At 67.5% G+C, this 19268-nt stretch carries 16 protein-coding genes and 1 pseudogene; 11 read left to right on the top strand and 6 right to left on the bottom strand.

Translation table 11 applies throughout. The annotated features are described in order from the left end of the window. Positions 1-33: 33 nt before the first annotated feature. Both nucS and MAAFP003_RS19965 read left to right on the top strand, forming a co-directional pair. Positions 34-705, top strand: a complete 672-nt coding sequence (gene nucS, locus MAAFP003_RS19970) for an endonuclease NucS (RefSeq protein ID WP_096289552.1) — start codon at positions 34-36, stop codon at positions 703-705. 23 nt (positions 706-728) lie between these two features. Next, on the top strand, positions 729-1025 hold the full coding sequence (locus MAAFP003_RS19965) for a hypothetical protein (protein ID WP_096289551.1): 297 nt from the start codon (positions 729-731) through the stop codon (positions 1023-1025). Between the two features lie 24 nt (positions 1026-1049). Here the strand turns inward: MAAFP003_RS19965 and mce are convergent, their stop codons facing one another. Then, the gene (gene mce / locus MAAFP003_RS19960; RefSeq protein ID WP_096289550.1) at positions 1050-1517 is read right to left on the bottom strand and encodes a methylmalonyl-CoA epimerase; all 468 of its coding nucleotides are present in this window, start codon (positions 1515-1517) and stop codon (positions 1050-1052) included. Between the two features lie 78 nt (positions 1518-1595). Here mce and MAAFP003_RS19955 point away from each other — a divergent pair, with 78 nt between their 5' ends. Both MAAFP003_RS19955 and MAAFP003_RS19950 read left to right on the top strand, forming a co-directional pair. Further along, complete coding sequence (locus MAAFP003_RS19955) at positions 1596-2777, top strand: acetyl-CoA C-acetyltransferase (RefSeq protein WP_096289549.1); 1182 nt, start codon at positions 1596-1598, stop codon at positions 2775-2777. Positions 2778-2956: 179 nt separating this feature from the next. Beyond that, a complete protein-coding gene (locus MAAFP003_RS19950; RefSeq protein ID WP_096289548.1) occupies positions 2957-3871 on the top strand; it encodes a thioredoxin family protein in 915 nt (304 codons plus the stop codon). Between the two features lie 8 nt (positions 3872-3879). Here the strand turns inward: MAAFP003_RS19950 and MAAFP003_RS19945 are convergent, their stop codons facing one another. Genes MAAFP003_RS19945 through MAAFP003_RS19935 form a run of 3 tightly spaced genes read right to left on the bottom strand, consistent with a single transcriptional unit; the run spans position 3880 to position 8609 of the window. Beyond that, a complete protein-coding gene (locus tag MAAFP003_RS19945; protein ID WP_096289547.1) occupies positions 3880-4290 on the bottom strand; it encodes a hypothetical protein in 411 nt (136 codons plus the stop codon). 11 nt (positions 4291-4301) lie between these two features. Next, positions 4302-6494 carry a 1,4-alpha-glucan branching protein GlgB gene (glgB, locus tag MAAFP003_RS19940; RefSeq protein WP_096289546.1) on the bottom strand — a complete coding sequence of 731 codons (2193 nt, stop codon included), beginning with the start codon at positions 6492-6494 and terminating at the stop codon, positions 4302-4304. A gap of 24 nt (positions 6495-6518) precedes the next feature. Next, positions 6519-8609: an alpha-1,4-glucan--maltose-1-phosphate maltosyltransferase gene (locus MAAFP003_RS19935; protein ID WP_207768558.1), complete on the bottom strand. Its 2091-nt coding sequence runs from the start codon at positions 8607-8609 to the stop codon at positions 6519-6521. A gap of 234 nt (positions 8610-8843) precedes the next feature. Here MAAFP003_RS19935 and glgP point away from each other — a divergent pair, with 234 nt between their 5' ends. Then, positions 8844-11459 (top strand): alpha-glucan family phosphorylase, encoded by a 2616-nt coding sequence (gene glgP, locus MAAFP003_RS19930; RefSeq protein ID WP_096289545.1) that lies wholly within the window; start codon positions 8844-8846, stop codon positions 11457-11459. Here the strand turns inward: glgP and MAAFP003_RS19925 are convergent. Together MAAFP003_RS19925 and MAAFP003_RS19920 are read right to left on the bottom strand one after the other, a co-directional pair. Next, positions 11456-13459 carry an ATP-dependent DNA helicase gene (locus tag MAAFP003_RS19925; protein WP_096289544.1) on the bottom strand — a complete coding sequence of 668 codons (2004 nt, stop codon included), beginning with the start codon at positions 13457-13459 and terminating at the stop codon, positions 11456-11458. The genes glgP and MAAFP003_RS19925 overlap by 4 nt on opposite strands. 27 nt (positions 13460-13486) lie before the next feature. Continuing rightward, positions 13487-14870 (bottom strand): annotated as a pseudogene (locus MAAFP003_RS19920) (nicotinate phosphoribosyltransferase). On the opposite strand from MAAFP003_RS19920, the gene clpS reads away from it, so the two are divergent. The 6 genes from clpS (at position 14869) to MAAFP003_RS19890 (ending at position 19245) form a co-directional block, all read left to right on the top strand. Beyond that, on the top strand, positions 14869-15174 hold the full coding sequence (gene clpS / locus MAAFP003_RS19915; RefSeq protein ID WP_096289542.1) for an ATP-dependent Clp protease adapter ClpS: 306 nt from the start codon (positions 14869-14871) through the stop codon (positions 15172-15174). The pseudogene MAAFP003_RS19920 and the gene clpS sit on opposite strands and share 2 nt — an antisense overlap. A 12-nt stretch (positions 15175-15186) precedes the next feature. Beyond that, positions 15187-15780 (top strand): oxidative stress transcriptional regulator AosR, encoded by a 594-nt coding sequence (gene aosR, locus MAAFP003_RS19910; RefSeq protein WP_096289541.1) that lies wholly within the window; start codon positions 15187-15189, stop codon positions 15778-15780. Next, positions 15777-16805 (top strand): P1 family peptidase, encoded by a 1029-nt coding sequence (locus tag MAAFP003_RS19905; RefSeq protein WP_096289540.1) that lies wholly within the window; start codon positions 15777-15779, stop codon positions 16803-16805. The genes aosR and MAAFP003_RS19905 overlap by 4 nt, the downstream gene beginning before the upstream one ends. Before the next feature lie 99 nt (positions 16806-16904). After that, the gene (locus MAAFP003_RS19900; RefSeq protein WP_096289539.1) at positions 16905-17576 is read left to right on the top strand and encodes a rhomboid family intramembrane serine protease; all 672 of its coding nucleotides are present in this window, start codon (positions 16905-16907) and stop codon (positions 17574-17576) included. Beyond that, positions 17573-18388 carry a glutamate racemase gene (murI, locus tag MAAFP003_RS19895; RefSeq protein WP_096289538.1) on the top strand — a complete coding sequence of 272 codons (816 nt, stop codon included), beginning with the start codon at positions 17573-17575 and terminating at the stop codon, positions 18386-18388. The genes MAAFP003_RS19900 and murI overlap by 4 nt, the downstream gene beginning before the upstream one ends. Positions 18389-18459: 71 nt before the next feature. Beyond that, a complete protein-coding gene (locus MAAFP003_RS19890) occupies positions 18460-19245 on the top strand; it encodes a cyclic nucleotide-degrading phosphodiesterase (protein WP_096289537.1) in 786 nt (261 codons plus the stop codon). Positions 19246-19268: the final 23 nt, after the last annotated feature.

Raw genomic sequence — 19268 nt, 5'->3', positions numbered from 1 at the left:
CTAATTCGTCAACGACGCTCTAAGGTGAGTCGGGTGCGTCTAGTGATCGCCCAGTGCACCGTCGACTACGTTGGCCGGCTCACGGCGCATCTGCCGTCGGCGCGTCGGTTGTTGCTCTTCAAGGCCGATGGGTCGGTCAGCGTGCACGCCGACGACCGCGCCTACAAGCCGCTGAATTGGATGAGTCCGCCGTGCTGGTTGACCGAAGAGGTCGTCGGCGAGACGCCGGTGTGGGTGGTGCAGAACAAGACGGGCGAACAGCTGCGCATTACCGTCGAGGAGGTCGAGCACGACTCCAGCCACGATCTGGGCGTCGACCCCGGGCTGGTCAAGGATGGTGTCGAGGCGCATCTGCAGGCGCTGCTCGCCGAACACGTCCAGCTGCTGGGTGAGGGATATACGTTGGTGCGCCGCGAATACATGACGGCGATCGGCCCCGTCGATCTGTTGTGCCGGGACGCCCACGGTGGCTCGGTGGCCGTGGAGATCAAACGGCGCGGCGAGATCGACGGCGTGGAGCAGCTCACCCGCTACCTCGAACTGCTGAATCGCGATACCGTGCTGGCTCCGGTCCAGGGCGTGTTCGCGGCGCAGCAGATTAAGCCTCAGGCCCGAACTTTAGCCACCGACCGCGGAATACGTTGTCTTACACTGGATTACGACAAGATGCGCGGAATGGACAGCGACGAGTACCGGCTGTTCTGACTTGCCCGATTAGACTGGTCGGTATGGCTCGGCGCCGCACCCCGCCCCGCCGGCAACAGCTGCCTTCGCTGTCGCCGGCGCTGCGGCGAGTGGAAATCGGGCCCGGCGGTGACGACTACGAGGTACGTCCGATTGCCGCCGCGCGTGCACTCAAGACCTACCGATGCCCCGGCTGCGATCACGAAATCCGCTCCGGCACAGCACATCTGGTGGTATGGCCGACGGACTCACCACTGGGCGGGGTGGACGAGCGTCGGCACTGGCACACGCCGTGCTGGACGAACAGAGCAAACCGCGGCCCAACCAGAAAATGGTCGTGAAACGACAGGGCGGCTAGAGAGCGGCTAGGAAGCCGGCTCGACCAACTCCATCAAGACGCCGCCGGCGTCCTTGGGGTGGATGAAGTTGATCCGCGAGTTCGCTGTGCCGCGACGTGGGGCCTCGTAGACCAGTCGGACGCCCTGGGACTGCAGGTGTTCGCAGAGCGCGTCCAAATCGCTGACTCGCACCGCCATCTGCTGGATGCCCGGGCCGCGCTTGTCCAGGAATTTGGCGATCGTCGAGGACTCGTCGATCGGGGCCATCAACTGGATCTGCGCCGTGCCGGGTTCGCCGTCCTGGACGGCGATCATGGCTTCGCGGATTCCCTGGTCCTCGTTGACTTCCTCGTGCACCAACACCATGCCGAGGGTGTCGTGGTACCAGGCGATGGCCGCATCCAGGTCGTCGACTGCGATGCCGACGTGATCGATCGCAGTCACCAATGAGGTGGCCAGGATCTGACGGGCGTCAACTTGATCGGTCGTCATCACATAACGGTAACCTGGCGGCAAAGATTGCGCTTCTCCGGGAGGCCGAATGGGCCGTCCATGCGTCGCTAGGAGGTAGTTATGACGACATCGGTGATCGTTGCTGGAGCACGGACCCCGATCGGCAAGTTGATGGGTTCGCTGAAGGATTTCTCGGCCAGCGATTTGGGTGCGATCGCGATCGCCGGTGCGCTGGAGAAGGCCAATGTGCCCGCCTCCGCGGTGCAGTACGTGATCATGGGCCAGGTGCTGACCGCAGGCGCGGGCCAGATGCCCGCCCGTCAGGCCGCGGTGGCCGCCGGCATCGGCTGGGACGTCCCGGCACTGAGCATCAACAAGATGTGCCTGTCCGGAATCGACGCCATTGCGCTGGCCGATCAGCTGATCCGGGCCGGGGAGTTCGACGTCGTGGTGGCCGGTGGCCAGGAGTCCATGACCAAGGCCCCACACCTGCTGATGGACAGCCGCGCGGGCTACAAGTACGGCGACGTGACCGTGCTCGACCACATGGCCTACGACGGCTTGCACGACGTGTTCACCGACCAGCCGATGGGCGCGCTGACCGAGCAGCGCAACGACGTCGACAAGTTCACCCGCGCCGAGCAGGACGAGTTCGCTGCGCGGTCGCATCAAAAAGCCGCCGCGGCGTGGAAGGACGGCGTCTTCACCGACGAGGTGGTGCCGGTGAACATCCCGCAGCGCAAAGGCGATCCGTTGCAGTTCGCCGAGGACGAGGGCATCCGGGCAAACACCACGGCCGAGTCGTTGGCCGGCCTGAAACCGGCCTTCCGCAGCGACGGCACCATCACCGCCGGCTCGGCGTCGCAGATCTCGGACGGGGCCGCGGCGGTCGTGGTGATGAGCAAGGACAAGGCGCAGGAGATGGGCCTGTCGTGGCTGGCGGAGATCGGCGCTCACGGAGTCGTGGCAGGGCCCGATTCGACGCTGCAGTCCCAGCCCGCCAATGCGATCAAAAAGGCACTCGGCCGCGAGGGCATCACGGTTGACCAGCTCGATGTGGTGGAGATCAACGAGGCGTTCTCGGCGGTGGCACTGGCATCAACACGCGAACTCGGGATCGACCCCGAGATCGTCAACGTCAACGGCGGTGCGATCGCGGTGGGACATCCGATCGGCATGTCAGGCGCCCGGATCACGCTGCATGTCGCCTTGGAGCTGGCGCGGCGCGGTTCGGGTTACGGCGTCGCGGCGCTGTGCGGCGCCGGGGGCCAGGGCGACGCACTGATTCTGCGGGCCGGCTAACCCCGGACTGACCAGCGGTCAGCGTTGCTGGAAGACCGGCTGCGGTGCGCGTTGTGATGTTGCTCTCATGAGACGACCAGGTGCCTTGGCGGGGCCGGTTTTCGGTCGAATCCGCCCGTGCGGGAGCCCCTGCGCAACCGGGTGGATTGATGGTCGGCGCGCATGACAGACTTGACGGCGTGACGCGTCCGAGATCATCGATCGGGCCCGCGCTTGCCGGTGCGGTCGACCTGTCCGGTCTGAAGCAACGTGCTCAGCAGACCCCGTCAGCCGCCGGTGCCGCGGGCCGGCCGACGCCTGCGGGGCCGGGGACCACCGAGGTCAACGAGGCCAATTTCGAAGCCGAGGTGCTGATCCGCTCCGACGAGGTGCCCGTGGTGGTCGCTTTGTGGTCGCCGCGCAGCGAGGCATGCGTCGAGCTGGTCGACACGCTGTCCGGTCTGGCCGCCCAGGACGGCGGCAAATGGGCGCTGGCGACGGTCAACGTCGATGTGGCGCCACGGGTGGCCCAGATCTTCGGTGTGGAAGCCGTTCCCACCGTCGTGGCCCTGGCGGCCGGCCAGCCGCTGTCCAGCTTCCAGGGTTCGCAGCCCGCCGATCAGTTGCGCCGCTGGCTGGACCAACTGCTGTCGGCGACGGCCGGAAAGCTCAAGGGCGCAACCGGTTCCGAGGACGACGCCGAGGTCGACCCGGCCCTGGCCCTGGCGCGCCAGCAGCTGGAAGCCGGTGATTTCGAGGCGGCCAAACAGTCCTACCAGGCGTTGCTGGACACCAATCCGGACAGCGTCGAGGCCAAGGGCGCGATCCGCCAGATCGACTTCCTCACGCGCGCAACCGCACAACGTCCGGATGCGGTGACCGTCGCGGACGGCGCGCCGGGCAACATCGAGGCGGCCTTCGCGGCCGCCGATGTGCAGATCCTCAACCAGGACGTGACAGCGGCATTCGAGCGATTGACGGCGTTGGTGCGCAGCACTTCTGGCGATGAGCGCACTCGGGTCCGAACCCGGCTGATCGAGTTGTTCGAACTCTTCGATCCCGCCGACCCTGAGGTCATCGCCGGCCGTCGAAACCTCGCCAACGCGCTGTACTAGAGCAAACCTCAGTTGCGGTAGGGGGCCGGGGCCGCAGGCACGGGGATCGGGTTGGCGAGCACCCAAGAGACCGCCAGCTCGGCGACTCGGTATAACTCGGCCCTTCCGCCCCCGCCGCTTCGTACGGTGTCTCTCAATGTGTTCAGTTCGCTCTGATCGGCCACCGGGCGCCCACCGGTCAGCAACTGCGCCAGGTGGTCGGCCATAGCGCAGAAATCTGCGTCCCAATTGATAGCGCCGTTATCCAGGATCTCGCGTGAAAGCTTGCCCGCCAGGCGAATCGCCTCGCCCTGTTGGCTCGCGGCGGCACCGCCCTGCGGCACCAGCAGGCGCCACAGCTCGTCGAACTGTTCTTGCCAAGCCGTGCTTGTCACCGCAATCGGCGCCGCGGTGGCGTACTTGTTCTTCCGTCTCCACACCGCGCGGGGGATTACTCCGGTGCCAGCCACAGCGCCGACGTGGGCGGCAACACCAGCTGCGCCGAGGCGGGACGGCCATGCCACGGGTCCTCGGTGGCGTCGACTCCGCCGAGATTGCCGATGCCGGAACCGTTGTAGTCCGTCGCGTCGGTGTTGAGCACCTCGCGCCAGCGACCGGCGCTGGGCAGACCGAGTCGATAGCCGCTGTGCTCGGCGCCCGCGAAATTGAACACGCACGCCATGACCGAGCCGTCGTTGCCGTAGCGCAGGAAGCTCAAAACGTTGTTGCCGGAATCGTTGGCGTCGATCCAGGAGTAACCCTCGGGTGTGGTGTCGCGGCTCCACAGCGCCGAGTGGTCACGGTAGATGGCGTTGATGTCGCGCACGAAACGCAGTATGCCGTTGGAGAAGCCCTGCTCGTCGAGCTGCCACCAGTCCAAGCCGTTTTGTTCGGACCACTCGGCGCGCTGGCCGAATTCCTGTCCCATGAACAACAACTGCTTACCGGGATGAGCCCACTGGTAGGCGAGCAGGCTACGCAGCCCGGCGGCCTTGACGTGGTTGTTGCCGGGCATGCGGCCCCACAGCGTGCCCTTCCCGTGCACCACCTCGTCGTGGCTGAGCGGCAGCACGTAGTTCTCGCTGAACGCATACAGCATCGAGAAGGTCATCTCGTGGTGGTGGAAGCTGCGGTGGATCGGGTCGCGGCTGATGTAGTCCAGCGTGTCGTGCATCCAGCCCATGTTCCACTTCATCGAAAAGCCCAGCCCGCCAAGGTTGGTCGGCCGTGTTACGCCGGGCCACGACGTCGACTCCTCGGCGATCGTGACGATCCCCGGCGCGGCCTTGTGCGCCGTCGCGTTCATCTCCTGCAGGAACTGCACCGCTTCGAGGTTTTCTCGTCCGCCGTATATGTTGGGTGTCCAGCCGCCCTCGGGCCGCGAGTAGTCCAGGTAGAGCATCGACGCCACCGCGTCCACTCGCAGGCCGTCGATGTGGTATTCCTCGAGCCAATAGAGCGCGTTGGCGACCAAGAAGTTGCGTACCTCGCGCCGGCCGAAGTCGAAAACGTAGGTGCCCCAATCGAGTTGCTCACCGCGCTTGGGGTCGGAGTGCTCGTAGAGCGCAGTGCCGTCGAAGCGGCCCAACGCCCACGCGTCCTTGGGGAAGTGCGCCGGAACCCAGTCCACGATCACGCCGATGCCGGCCTGGTGCAGGGCGTCGACGAGCGCCCGGAAATCGTCGGGGGTGCCGAATCTCGATGTCGGCGCGTAGTACGACGTGACCTGATATCCCCACGATCCGGCGAAGGGGTGCTCGGCCACCGGCAGCAGCTCTACGTGGGTGAAGCCATGCTCCACAACGTAATCCGTCAGCTCGGTGGCGAGTTGGCGGTAGCTGAGTCCGGGCCGCCACGAGCCGAGGTGTACCTCGTAGGTGCTCATCGGTTCGAACACCGGATTGCGCTGGGCGCGCTGCGTCATCCAGTCCGCGTCGGTCCAGGTGAACGTGCTCGTCGTCACTCGCGACGCGGTATGCGGCGGCACCTCGGTGGCGAAAGCGAACGGGTCGGCCCGCTCGGTGACGACGCCGTCGGCGCCGTGCACCCGGAACTTGTACAGGCCGTCCGGCGCGAACCCGGGCCAGAACAGCTCCCAGACCCCGGTGGAGCCCAGCACCCGCATCGGAGCCTCAGTACCGGTCCAGCCGTTGAACTCGCCAATCAGGCTGATGCCCTTGGCGTTTGGCGCCCACACCGCGAACGACACGCCGTCGACGACGCCATCGGCCGTGGTGAAGGAGCGCGGGTGGGCACCGAGGACTTCCCAGAGTCGCTCGTGGCGACCTTCGGAGAAAAGGTGCAGGTCAACCTCGCCCAACGTGGGCAGGAACCGGTACGCGTCGGCCGTCACGTGCGCGCCGGAGCCGTAGTCAATCTTCAGCCGGTAGTCGATCAGATTGGTGAACGGCAACGCCACGGCGAACAATCCGGCGTCGACGTGCTCCATCGCGAACTCGTCGTCACCGACCAGCGCGACAACTTCCTGCGCATGCGGGCGGAAGGCCCGGATCACGGTGTGGTCGCCGTACTCGTGAGCGCCCAGGATGCTGTGCGGGTTGTGGTGGGTGCCGCTCACCAGCCGGCCCAAGTCGCCCGGGTCGGGCGCCAGGTTCGTATCGGTTCGGCTTTCGGTTCGGCTCATGCTGGTATCCCCTTCCGGGCCCTCTTACCTCCTGCGCAGCAACGTGTTTCGAGACTCCTGCGGGATGATCGGCATATTGATGATGTGGGCGACCGCCTGCCCGGGGTCGATGCGAATGTAATTAGACTGCCCCCACTGGAATTCCTGGCCGGTTATCTCGTCGCGTACCCAAAACCGCTCATAGGCCTCCATACCCAATGCCGCCATGTCTAACCACAGCGTGCCCTCCTCGGGCCCGAATGCGTTGAGGGTCACTACCACCAGCACGCAGTCCCCGGTGGCCGGGTCGAACTTGCTGTAGGCCAGCAACGCGTCATTGTCGACCGCGTGGAAGTAGATGGTGCGCAGCTGCTCGAGCGCGGGATGGACCCGGCGAATCGCGTTGAGCTGCTTCAGAAATGGTTCCAGTGACCGACCCTCGGCGCGCGCCGCCTCGTAGTCGCGGGGCCGCAGTTCGTACTTCTCCGAGTCGAGGTATTCCTCGCTGCCCTCGCGTACCGCGCGGTGCTCGAACAGCTCGTAGCCGGAATAGACACCCCAGGCCGGACTCATGGTCGCGGCCAGTACCGCGCGGATGGCGAACATGCCCGGGCCGTTGTGCTGCAATATCGCGTGCAGGATGTCGGGCGTGTTCACGAACAGATTCGGCCGCCGGAAGTCCGCGAGATCCGCGATGTCGTTGCCGAATTCGGTGAGTTCCCATTTGGCGGTGCGCCAGGTGAAGTAGCTGTAGGACTGGGTGAACCCAAGCTTGGCCAGGCCGTACTGGCGGGCCGGGGGGGTAAACGCCTCGGACAGGAACAGCACGTCGGGATCGGCGTCTTTGACCTGACCGATCAGCCAGGCCCAGAAGTCCGGCGGCTTGGTGTGCGGATTGTCCACCCGGAAGAACTTGATGCCGTGGTCAACCCAGTGCCGGACCACGCGCAGAACTTCGTCGTAGAGCCCGGCGGGATCGTTGTCGAAGTTGATCGGGTAGATGTCCTGGTACTTTTTCGGCGGGTTCTCCGCGTAAGCGATGGTGCCGTCCGGCAACTCGGTGAACCAGTTCCGGTGTTCGCGCGCCCACGGGTGATCGGGGGCGCACTGCAGCGCCAGGTCCAGGGCGACTTCCATGCCCAGGTCGCGGGCCGCGGCGACGAAGTTGTCGAAGTCCTCGATCGTGCCGAGCTCCGGGTGGATCGCATCGTGGCCGCCCTCGTCGCTACCAATCGCCCACGGCGAACCCACATCGCCGGGAGCGGCGGTGGGGGAGTTGTTGCGCCCCTTGCGGTGTACCTTGCCGATCGGGTGGATCGGCGGCAGATACACGACGTCGAAGCCCATCTCGGCGATGCGCGGAAGGTCCGCGGCTGCCGTCGCGAACGTGCCGTGCACCGGCTTTCCGTCGGCGTCCCAGCCGCCGGTTGAGCGCGGAAACATCTCGTACCAGGAGCCGAAGCGGGCCAGCGGCCGGTCCACCCAGATGCCGTGCTGCTCGCCGCGGGTGACGATCTCCCGCAGCGGATAGGTGCCGAGGATCTCCTCGATGTCGGGCGCCAGCGCCAGCGCGGTGCGTGTCACCGGATCTCCCGGAGCACGCAGCGCCGCCGCGGCGGCCAGCAGCGGCTCGCGCGCGGAGCGTGGCACCCCGGTGGCGGCGCGCTCGAGCAAACCGGCGCCCACCAGCAAGTCGTTGGACAGCTCCTTCTCGCCCTGGCCGGCGTCCAGCTTGGCCAACAGTCCGTGCCGCCAGGTGTCGATCGGATCACCCCAGCCGTCCACGCGATAGGTCCACAGCCCCACCCGATCGGGCGTGAACTGACCATGGAACACGAAGGGCTCGAGGCCCATCGTCATCGGCAGCTGCAGCGGTTTGACCCGCTCGCGCGGTTCGGCGTCCACCGCGGGCAGTGGCTTCTCGGGAGCCTGCACCGCCGTAACGCGGCGCGTCTCGTTGACCTGCGGGTAGCGCGGCCCCAGGTAGCGGACCACCAGGGTTGCCGCGACCGCGTCGTGGCCTTCTCGCCACACCGCGGCACTCACGGGGACCATCTCTCCGACCACCGCTTTGGCGGGGTACGCGCCGCAGGAAATTACGGGTGCGACGTTATCGATCTCGACACGACCGGGCACCACCACTCCGTTCCGTCCGATTGGTTACGGGCAAACCGCGGATTGTGCTGCGGCGCGGAATGCTTGCCGTCTGAGGAAACATCGTCACGTGGGGAAAGTTCCTGTGCAGGGGAAGCGTCTTTGCGGCCCCAATTACTACCCGTACCCACCCTAGTGTCTGGTCACACACGGCCGGCGGCGAACCATCGAAGACTGACCCTGCGAGCGGGCCAATCCTAAGTAAGGTTGTCTTGCGTGAAAGCTCTCCGCCGCTTTACGGTCCGCGCCCACCTGCCCGAGCGGCTTGCCGCACTCGAACAGCTGTCCATCAATCTGCGATGGTCCTGGGACAAGGCGACGCAAGACTTGTTCGCAAGCATCGATCCGACGCTGTGGGCGAATAGCGGCAACGATCCGGTGGCGCTGCTGGGCGCGGTCAGCCCCGCCCGTCTCGACGAATTGGCGCTGGACGAGGGCTTTCTGCGCTGGCTCGATGAGCTGTCCGCCGACTTGAACGACTACCTGTCCCGCCCGCGGTGGTACCAGCAACAGCAGGAAGCCGGCATCGCGATGCCGACCGGTATCGCGTATTTCTCGATGGAGTTCGGCGTCGCCGAGGTGCTGCCCAACTACTCGGGTGGCCTGGGCATCCTGGCCGGCGATCACCTCAAGTCCGCGTCCGATCTGGGCGTGCCGCTGATCGCCGTCGGCCTGTACTACCGCTCGGGGTACTTCCGGCAGTCGCTGAGCGCGGAAGGCTGGCAGAACGAGACCTACCCGTCGCTGGATCCGCAGGGGCTTCCGCTGCGGCTGCTCACCGATGCCGGCGGGAATCCCGCGCTGGTCGAACTGACGCTGCCCGACTCCGCGCGGCTGTCCGCGCGGATCTGGGTGGTACAGGTGGGCCGGGTTCCGTTGCTGCTGCTGGATTCCGACGTCCCCGAGAACGAGCACGATCTGCGCAGCGTCACCGACCGGCTGTACGGCGGCGACCAGGAGCACCGGATGCGCCAGGAGATCCTGGCCGGGATCGGCGGCGTGCGGGCGATTCGCGCGTTCACCGCGATCGAAGGCCTGCCCGCTCCCGAGGTGTTCCACATGAACGAGGGGCACGCCGGCTTCCTCGGTGTGGAGCGCATTCGCGAGCTGATCACCGATCAGGGACTGGACTTCGACACCGCCCTGACGGTGGTGCGCTCGGCCACCGTGTTCACCACCCACACGCCGGTGCCCGCCGGGATCGACCGGTTCCCGGTCGAGATGGTGCAGCTGTACTTCGACGACCATTCCGACGAGGACCTCGACGATCAGGAGCTCGCGTTGCTGCCGGGGGTCCCGATCGACCGGGTGCTCGCCCTCGGCGCCGAAGACGATGAAACCAAATTCAACATGGCGCACATGGGGCTGCGGCTAGCCCAACGCGCCAACGGTGTCTCGCTCCTGCACGGCCGCGTCAGTCGTGGCATGTTCAACGAACTGTGGCCGGGATTCGACCGGGCCGAGGTGCCGATCGGGTCGATCACCAACGGCGTGCACGCCCGCACCTGGGCGGCGCCACAATGGCTGCAGCTGGGCCGCGAGCTGGCCGGGCCGGACGACGCCGCGTTCAGCGATCCGGGTGTGTGGTTACGGCTGCGCGAAGTCGACGCCGGTCATCTGTGGTGGATCCGCTCCCAACTGCGTGCGCTGTTGGTCGAGGACGTCCGGCGGCGGTTGCGCCGCTCGTGGCTGGAGCGCGGCGCGCCACATGCTGAGTTGGGTTGGATCGCAAAGGCATTCGATCCAGACGTGCTCACCGTCGGTTTTGCGCGCCGGGTGCCGACCTACAAGCGGTTGACGTTGATGCTGAGCGACCCCGACCGCCTGGAGCGCCTGCTGCTCAATGAGGATCGCCCGATCCAGCTGATCGTGGCGGGCAAGTCACACCCGGCCGACGACGGGGGCAAGGCCCTGATCCAGCAGATCGTGCGTTTCGCCGATCGGCCCGAGGTGCGCCACCGCATCGCGTTCCTGCCGGACTATGACATGTCCATGGCCCGGCTGCTGTACTGGGGCTGCGACGTCTGGCTGAACAACCCGCTGCGGCCGCTGGAGGCGTGCGGCACGTCGGGAATGAAGAGCGCGCTCAACGGCGGCCTGAACCTGTCCATCCGCGACGGCTGGTGGGACGAATGGTACGACGGCGAAAACGGTTGGGAGATACCGTCGGCCGACGGGGTGAGCAACGAGCAGCGCCGCGACGAGCTGGAGTCCAGCGCCCTGTACGGACTGCTCGAACAAGCGGTAGCGCCGAAGTTCTACGAGCGCAATGAACACGGGGTGCCGCCGCGCTGGATCGAAATGGTTCGGCACACCTTGCAAACGCTCGGGCCCAAGGTGCTGGCGTCCCGCATGGTGCGCGACTACGTCGAGCAGTACTACACGCCGGCTGCGCAGTCGCTGCGCAAAACCATTGCCGACACCGGCGAGGGCGCTTTCGGCGCGGCGCGTGAGCTGGCCGACTACCGGCGCCGTGCCGTTGCGGCGTGGCCGAAGGTCGCGATCACCGATGTCGACTCCACCGGTCTGCCCGACACTCCGGTGCTCGGCTCGAAGCTCACCCTGACCGCGACCGTGCAGCTGGACGGTCTGGCGCCCGACGAGGTCACCGTGGAGGCGGCGGTGGGCCGGGTCGATTCCGGCGATGCACTGCTGGACCCGGTCACCGTCCAGATGTCCTACACCGGAACGGCCGAAGGCGGCAACCAGGTCTTCTCGACGACGACCTCGCTGCCGGTGGCGGGTGCGGTCGGCTACACGGTTCGGGTGCTTCCGTATCACCCGATGCTCGCGGCCGGCAACGAACTCGGCCTGGTGGCGCTCGCCCGTTAGGTGTCGGGCGCGGTGCGCAGGCGCTGCAGGGCGCCGCGGACCTGCTCGGCGTTAGTGGTCTGCCAGAACGGCGGCAGCGACGCCCGCAGGTAGCCGCCATACCCGGCGGTGACCATTCGCGAGTCGAGTATCGCCACCACTCCGCGGTCGGTGTCGCGGCGCAGCAGCCGTCCCGAGCCCTGCGCGAGCAACAGCGCCGCATGATTGGCCGCGACGGCCATGAAACCGTTGCCCCCGCGCGCGGCCACCGCGCGCTGGCGGGCACCCAGCAGCGGGTCGTCCGGACGCGGGAACGGGATGCGGTCGATCAGCACCAGCGACAGCGACGGCCCCGGCACGTCGACGCCCTGCCACAGCGACAGCGTGCCGAACAGTGAGGTCTCGGGGTCGGCACTGAACTGCTCGACCAATGCCGAGGTGCTGTCGTCGCCCTGACACAGCACCGGCGTGGACAACCGCTCGCGCATGGCATCGGCGGCGGCTCGCGCGGCGCGCATCGACGAGAACAGGCCCAGGGTGCGACCGCCGGCTGCGGTGATCAGTTCGGCGATCTCGGTCAGCTGTTCGGCCGAGCCGGTGCCGTCGCGGCCGGGCGGCGGCAGATGCTTTGCCACGTAAAGGATGCCGGCCTTCGCGTGCTCAAACGGCGACCCGACGTCGAGACCCCGCCAGGGCGGGCGTTGCGTCGCATCGTCGGGTCCGGCCAGGCCCCACGCCGAGGCCATCGCATCGAAGGAACCGCCGATCGTCAGCGTGGCGGAGGTCAGCACGGTCGTCGACCGCGAGAACACGTGGTTGCGCAGCAAGCCGGCCACCGTCAGCGGAGCCACCCGCAGCACGGGACGCGTCGAGCCGCGGTTGTCCTCGTGATCCAGCCACACCACCTCGGTGCGATCGGGGATCGCGGGCCCGAACGACGTCAGAATCCGCGACGCGGTATCGGAGATCTCGCTCAGCGCCGCAACGGCTTCGGCGCGCGCGGCGGCCGCCTTGGCGTCGCTGGTGGTGTCGATGTCGGCGCGCGCCGCGCCGGCCACGTCGCGCAGCGCGCGCAGGTACGTCGCCAGCTCGTCGTCGAGGTGGTCGATGCGACCCGGCGTGGCGTCGTGGATCGCCGCGGCGAAGGTTGCGGTGGTCGCCTCCAGGCGTCCGACCAGTTCCGGGTTCACCAATCGGGTGATCCGCCGCGCGGCGACCCCGAGGGCGGCCGACGTCAACTCCGCGGTGGCCACCGACGTCACCCGGTCGGCCAACTCGTGCGCCTCGTCGACCACCAGCAGCGAATGTTCGGGCAGCACCGTCGATTCGGAGACGGCGTCGATGGCCAGCAGGGCGTGATTGGTGACGACGATGTCGGCCACGCCGGCGCGCCCGCGAGCGCGTTCGGAGAAGCATTCCGAGCCGAACGGGCAGCGGGCCACCCCGAGGCATTCGCGCGCCGAGACGCTGACCTGCGACCAGGATCGTTCCGGCACACCGGGTTTGAGGTCATCACGGTCACCGGTATCCGTCGTCGCGGCCCATGCGGTGAGTCGCTGCACGTCGCGGCCCAGGGCGCTGGCCGCCATCGGATTGAACAGCTCCTCCTGGGGTCGTGTCTCGTCGCCGTCGGGTTCTTCGGCAGAGCCGTTGTGAATCTTGTTCAGACACAGATAGTTTCGCCGTCCCTTCAGCAACGCGAACCGGGGTCGATGCGGCAGCGCGTCGGCAAGCGAATCGGCCAGCCGCGGCAGGTCACGATCGACAAGCTGGCGCTGCAGCGCGATCGTCGCCGTCGACACCACGACCGGCTCCTCGTCGGCGATCGCGTGCACGATCGCCGGAATCAGGTAGGCCAGCGACTTACCGGTCCCGGTGCCGGCCTGTACGGCGAGGTGCTCGCCGGTTTCGAATGCGCGCGCGACCGCGGTGGCCATCTCCTGCTGGCCGCTGCGTTCGCTGCCGCCGAGCGCGGCCACGGCGATCGCCAGCAGCTCGGGCACAGACACCTCTGGCGTGATAACTCCCGTTGTTGCGCGCGGATTCGGCTAGCTCGACCGTATCGATTCGACCGGGACGCGCGTCGTCGGAATCGCCGGTTCGCCGTGCGCCAATTTCAGGCCCTCCCAAGGCAGGCTGTGCAGCCCGGACGCCACCAGGTCCCGGGCGGCGGACAGGGCCACGCGGTCGGTGCCCGCCACCACCTCGCCGCCGCGGACGAGCGGGACGGTCAGCACCCGGAACGGCTCGGTGGTCGCCGGGGGCCGGCCCGCGGGGTGCACGACCTCTTCGATGATCGTGCCGGTGGCGCGGGATAGTCGCAGCGCTTCTTTGTGGCCACCCTGGGATTCCTTGTGGCTGCTGCGCTTTTGCACCGGTATGCCGTCGACTTCGACCAGCTTGTAGACCATGCCCGCGGTCGGGGCGCCCGAGCCGGTCACCACCGAGGTGCCGGCGCCGTAGCTGTCGACCGGCTCGGCCCGCAGCGCGGCGATGGAGAACTCGTCGAGATCGCCGGACACCACGATGCGGGTGCGGGTGGCGCCCAGCTGGTCGAGCTGCTCGCGCACCTGGCGGGCGAGCACGCCGAGCTCGCCGGAGTCCAGTCGCACCGCGCCGAGCGTCGCCCCGGCGGCGGCCACGGCGTTGGTCACGCCGGTTGTCACGTCGTAGGTATCCACCAGCAGCGTGGTGTCCACGCCCAGCGCGTCGACCTGGGCCCGGAATGCGGCGACCTCGTCGGGCCCACCCTCGCCGGTGTGCAGCATGGTGAACGCGTGTGCGGCGGTGCCTTCGGTGGGGACGCCGTAGCGACGCTCGGCTTCGAGGTTCGATGACGCGGCGAAACCGGCGATGTAGGCCGCGCGGGCCGCGGCGACGGCGGATCGTTCGTGGGTTCGCCGCGATCCCATTTCGATCAGTGGGCGCCCGGCGGCCGCACTGACCATGCGCGCCGCCGCGGAGGCGATCGCCGTGTCGTGGTTGAAGATCGACAGCGCCAGCGTTTCGAGCATCACACATTCAGCGAAGCTGCCGCGCACCGTCAGCACGGGCGAGCCCGGAAAGTAGAGCTCGCCTTCGGCGTAGCCGTCGATATCGCCGGTGAACCGGAAATCGCGGAGATAACGCACGGTGTCGGCGTCGAGGAATTGCCCCAGTAGCCGGCACGCGTCGTCGTCGAACCTGAACTCTGGCAAGAGCTCCAGCAAACGACCGGTGCCGGCGACCACGCCGTAGCGCCGGCCTGCGGGAAGGCGGCGGGCGAACAATTCGAACGTGGTCCGGCGCTCCGCCGTGCCGTCGCGCAGCGCCGCTGCCAGCATCGTCAACTCGTACTTGTCGGTTAACAGCCCAGCTAAGGCCGGCTCGTTCATTCTCCCAACGGTAACGGCTGGCAGCGGGCGGCCGGTCTCTCGGTATCCTGGAGGCCATGGTTGCCGCATCAGCGCCCACCAAGCCCGGCACCTCCGGGCAACGCGAGTCCGCTCCGGTCGAGGTCACCGCCAGTCCCTGGGTCACCATCGTGTGGGACGACCCGGTCAATTTGATGACCTACGTGACGTACGTGTTCCAGAAGTTGTTCGGCTACAGCGAGCCGCATGCCACCAAATTGATGCTGCAGGTGCACAACGAAGGTAAGGCAGTGGTGTCGGCGGGTAGCCGCGAGTCGATGGAAGTCGACGTGTCCAAGCTGCACGCCGCCGGTTTGTGGGCGACGCTGCAGCAGGACCGCTGAGATCGATTTCCGGTGCGCAAATGGAAGCGGGTTGAGACCGCCGACGGTCCCCGTTTCCGGTCTTCCCTGGCTCCGCATGAGGCGGAGCTGCTGAAGAATCTGGTCGGTGCGTTGATCGGCCTGCTCGACGAGCGCGAATCCTCTTCGCCGCCAGACGAACTCGAGGAGATCACCGGCATCAAGACCGGAAACGCCGAGCCGCCTCAAGATCCGACGCTGCGACGGCTGCTGCCGGACTTCTTCCGGCCCGACGACGAGGACACGTCGAGCGTTGGGTCGCAAACACCCGAAGGGCTGAACTCGGCGCTGCGCAGTCTGCACGAGCCCGAGATTATCGACGCCAAACGTGTTGCGGCACAGCAGTTATTGCGCACTATTCCGGATAGTGGCGGACGGTTCGAGCTCAGCGAGGACCAGGCCAACGCCTGGATCTCGGCCGTCAACGACATTCGGCTGGCGCTGGGAGTCATGCTGGAAATCGGGCCGGACGGGCCGGAACGGCTGTCGGCCGATCATCCGATGGCCACCCACTTCGACGTCTACCAGTGGCTGACCGTGCTGCAGGAGTACCTGGTGTTGGTGCTGATGGGTAAGCAGGCCGGATGAACGCGCTCACCGACGTCGGGGGCATCCGCGTCGGCCACTATCAGCGCCTGGATCCGGACGCGTCCTTGGGCGCCGGGTGGGCCAGCGGCGTCACCGTCGTGCTGACCCCGCCGGGGACCGTCGGCGCGGTCGATTGCCGCGGCGGCGCACCCGGCACCCGGGAGACCGATCTGCTGGACTCGGCCAACACGGTGCGATTCGTCGACGCGGTGCTACTGGCCGGCGGCAGCGCCTACGGCTTGGCGGCCGCCGACGGCGTGATGCGCTGGCTGGAGGAGCACGAGCGCGGCGTGGCGATGAAGGGCGGACTGGTGCCCATCGTCCCGGGTGCCGTGATCTTCGATCTGCCGGTCGGCGGCTGGGACTGCCGGCCGACGGCGGAGTTCGGCTATGCCGCCTGCGAAGCCGCCGGCGCGGCGGTGGCCGTCGGCACGGTCGGCGCCGGGGTGGGGGCGCGGGCCGGCGTGCTCAAGGGCGGCATCGGCACGGCGTCGACCACATTGCCGTCGGGCGTCACCGTCGGCGCGGTCGTCGCGGTCAACTCCGCCGGCGAGGTCGTCGACCGGACCACCGGCCTGCCGTGGATGGCGGATGCGATCAAGGCGTTCGCGTTGACGCCGCCGCCGGCGGACCAGATCGACGCGCTCGCGCAGCTACCGTCGCCGCTGGAACCGCTCAACACGACGATCGCGGTGGTCGCGACCGACGCGGCGCTGAGTTCCGCGGCGTGCCGACGGGTCGCCATCGCCGCCCAGGACGGCCTGGCCCGCTCCATTCGCCCGGCGCACACCCCGCTGGACGGCGACACCGTGTTCGCGCTGGCGACCGGGGCGGTCGAGGTGCCGCCGCCGGCCGATGCGCCCGCGGCGATGTCCCCGGAGACGCCCCTGGTCACCGAGGTGGGTGCGGCCGCGGCCGATTGCCTGGCCCGTGCCGTGCTGGTCGGTGTGTTGTCGGCCGAGTCGGTCGCCGGAGTACCGACCTACCGCGACACGTTGCCGGGTGCATTCGGGACAGGGAGCTGACGTGCTGGTGATCCGTGCCGACGCTGGGCGGACGTGCCAGGCTGGCGACGCCTGTGCCGGTAGCCTGGATGTTGCCGTGGACGCTCGAGAAGGGCAATTATGGGCATGAGCCCCAGACAGCAACGCGTACCCGCTACCCAAAAAAAGCGGCCCGAGTGGGTGGTGGGCGGGGCCACGATCCTCACCTTCGTGGCGCTGCTGTATCTGATCGAACTGTTCGATCAACTCTCGCGGCATTCCTTGGACGCAAACGGCATCAGGCCGCTGGAAACCGACGGCCTGTGGGGCATCGTCTTCGCGCCCGTGCTGCACGCCAACTGGCAGCACCTGATGGCCAATACCGTTCCCCTGCTAGTGCTGGGGTTTTTGATGACCCTGGCCGGATTGTCCCGCTTCGTGTGGGCGACCGCGATCGTGTGGATCCTGGGCGGCTTCGGCACCTGGCTGATCGGCGACTGGGGCAGCAACTGCGGCCCGACGGACCATATCGGGGCCTCTGGGCTGATCTTCGGCTGGCTGGCCTTTCTGCTGGTCTTCGGGATATTCGTGCGCCGGTTCGTCGACATCGTCATCGGCCTGGTGGTGCTGTTCATCTACGGCGGCGTGCTGCTCGGCGCAATGCCGGTGCTCGGCCAATGCGGCGGGGTGTCCTGGCAGGGCCACTTGTGTGGCGCCATCGCCGGAGTTGTCGCCGCGTATCTGTTGTCCGCCCCGGAACGCAAGGCCCGGGCGAAGCGTAAAGCGGGCACCGTGCCGCGGCTGAAGGCATGAGCTCACCCATGGCGCCCGTCGGGGTCTTCGACTCCGGCGTCGGGGGACTGACGGTCGCCCGCGCGATCATCGATCAACTGCCGGACGAGGACATCGTCTATGTCGGCGACACCGGCAACGGCCCCTACGGCCCGCTCACCATTCCCGAGGTGCGCGCCCACGCGCTGGCCATCGGTGACGACCTGGTCGGCCGTGGGGTGAAGGCGTTGGTGATCGCCTGCAACACCGCGTCGGCAGCCTGCCTGCGCGATGCCCGCGAGCGCTACGACGTGCCCGTCGTCGAGGTGATCCTGCCGGCCGTGCGCCGCGCCGTGGCCACCACCCGCAACGGCCGCATCGGCGTGATCGGCACCCAGGCGACCATCACCTCGCACGCCTACCAGGACGCGTTCGCCGCCGCCCGTGACACCGAGATCACCGCGGTGGCCTGCCCGCGCTTTGTCGACTTCGTCGAGCGCGGCGTGACGAGTGGGCGTCAGGTCTTGGGTCTGGCCGAGGGATACCTGGAGCCACTGCAACGCGCTCAGGTCGACACGTTGGTGTTGGGCTGCACGCACTACCCGCTGTTGTCGGGGTTGATTCAGCTGGCGATGGGCGAAAACGTGACGCTCGTTTCCAGCGCCGAGGAAACCGCGAAGGAAGTGCTGAGGGTGCTCAGCGAACGGGATTTGCTGCGCCCGCATGACGCGCCGCCGGCGACGCGCGTTTTCGAAGCCACCGGCGACCCCGAGGCGTTCACGAAACTGGCGGCGCGATTTTTGGGACCGGCCGTCAATGGCGTCCGGCCGGTGCACCACTCGCCGATTGGCTAGTCGGCAGCGAGATTCTCATCACATCAATCGTGCGATGTTTTTCTCATGGTGCTTCCGGGCATGGCACAGTAGTGCCTGTGCGAATAACCGTGCTCGGCTGCTCGGGCAGCGTGGTCGGTCCGGACTCGCCGGCGTCGGGATATTTGCTTCGGGCTCCGGACACTCCGCCGCTGGTCCTGGACTTCGGCGGGGGTGTGCTGGGCGCGTTACAGCGTTATGCCGACCCGGGTTCCGTGCACGTGCTGTTGTCCCATCTGCATGCCGACCATTGTCTGGATATGCCGGGGCTATTCGTGTGGCGCCGCTATCACCCGTCGTCGCGTCCGCTCGGCAAGGCGATGTTGTACGGCCCCAGCGACACCTGGTCGCGGTTGGGCGCCGCGTCGTCGCCCTACGGCGGTGAAATCGACGACTGCTCGGACATATTCGACGTCCGTCACTGGGTCGACGGCGAGCCGGTCGAAGTCGGCGCCCTCACCGTGACACCACGCATTGTCGCGCATCCCACCGAGTCCTACGGTTTGCGGATCACCGATCCCAGCGGGGCGTCGTTCGTCTACAGCGGGGACACCGGAGTCTGCGATCAGCTCGTCGAGCTGGCTCGTGACGCCGACGTGTTTCTGTGCGAGGCGTCCTGGACGCACGCGCCGGATCGTCCGCCCGCACTGCACTTGTCGGGCACCGAAGCCGGCCGGGTCGCGGCACAGGCCGGCGTCCGCGAGCTGCTGCTGACCCACATACCGCCGTGGACCTCGCGGGAGGACGTGATCAGCGAGGCCAAGGTCGAGTTCGACGGTCCGGTGCACGCCGTGGTGTGCAACGAGACATTCGACGTTCGGCACTCCGAACGAGTCTGATTCAGCCGACCTGCCTGCGTGAC

Source organism: Mycobacterium ahvazicum (assembly GCF_900176255.2).
In the GTDB taxonomy this organism is placed as follows: domain Bacteria; phylum Actinomycetota; class Actinomycetes; order Mycobacteriales; family Mycobacteriaceae; genus Mycobacterium; species Mycobacterium ahvazicum.
Note: the sequence above shows the minus strand (reverse complement) of the source record. Positions and strands in the feature narration are given on the sequence as shown.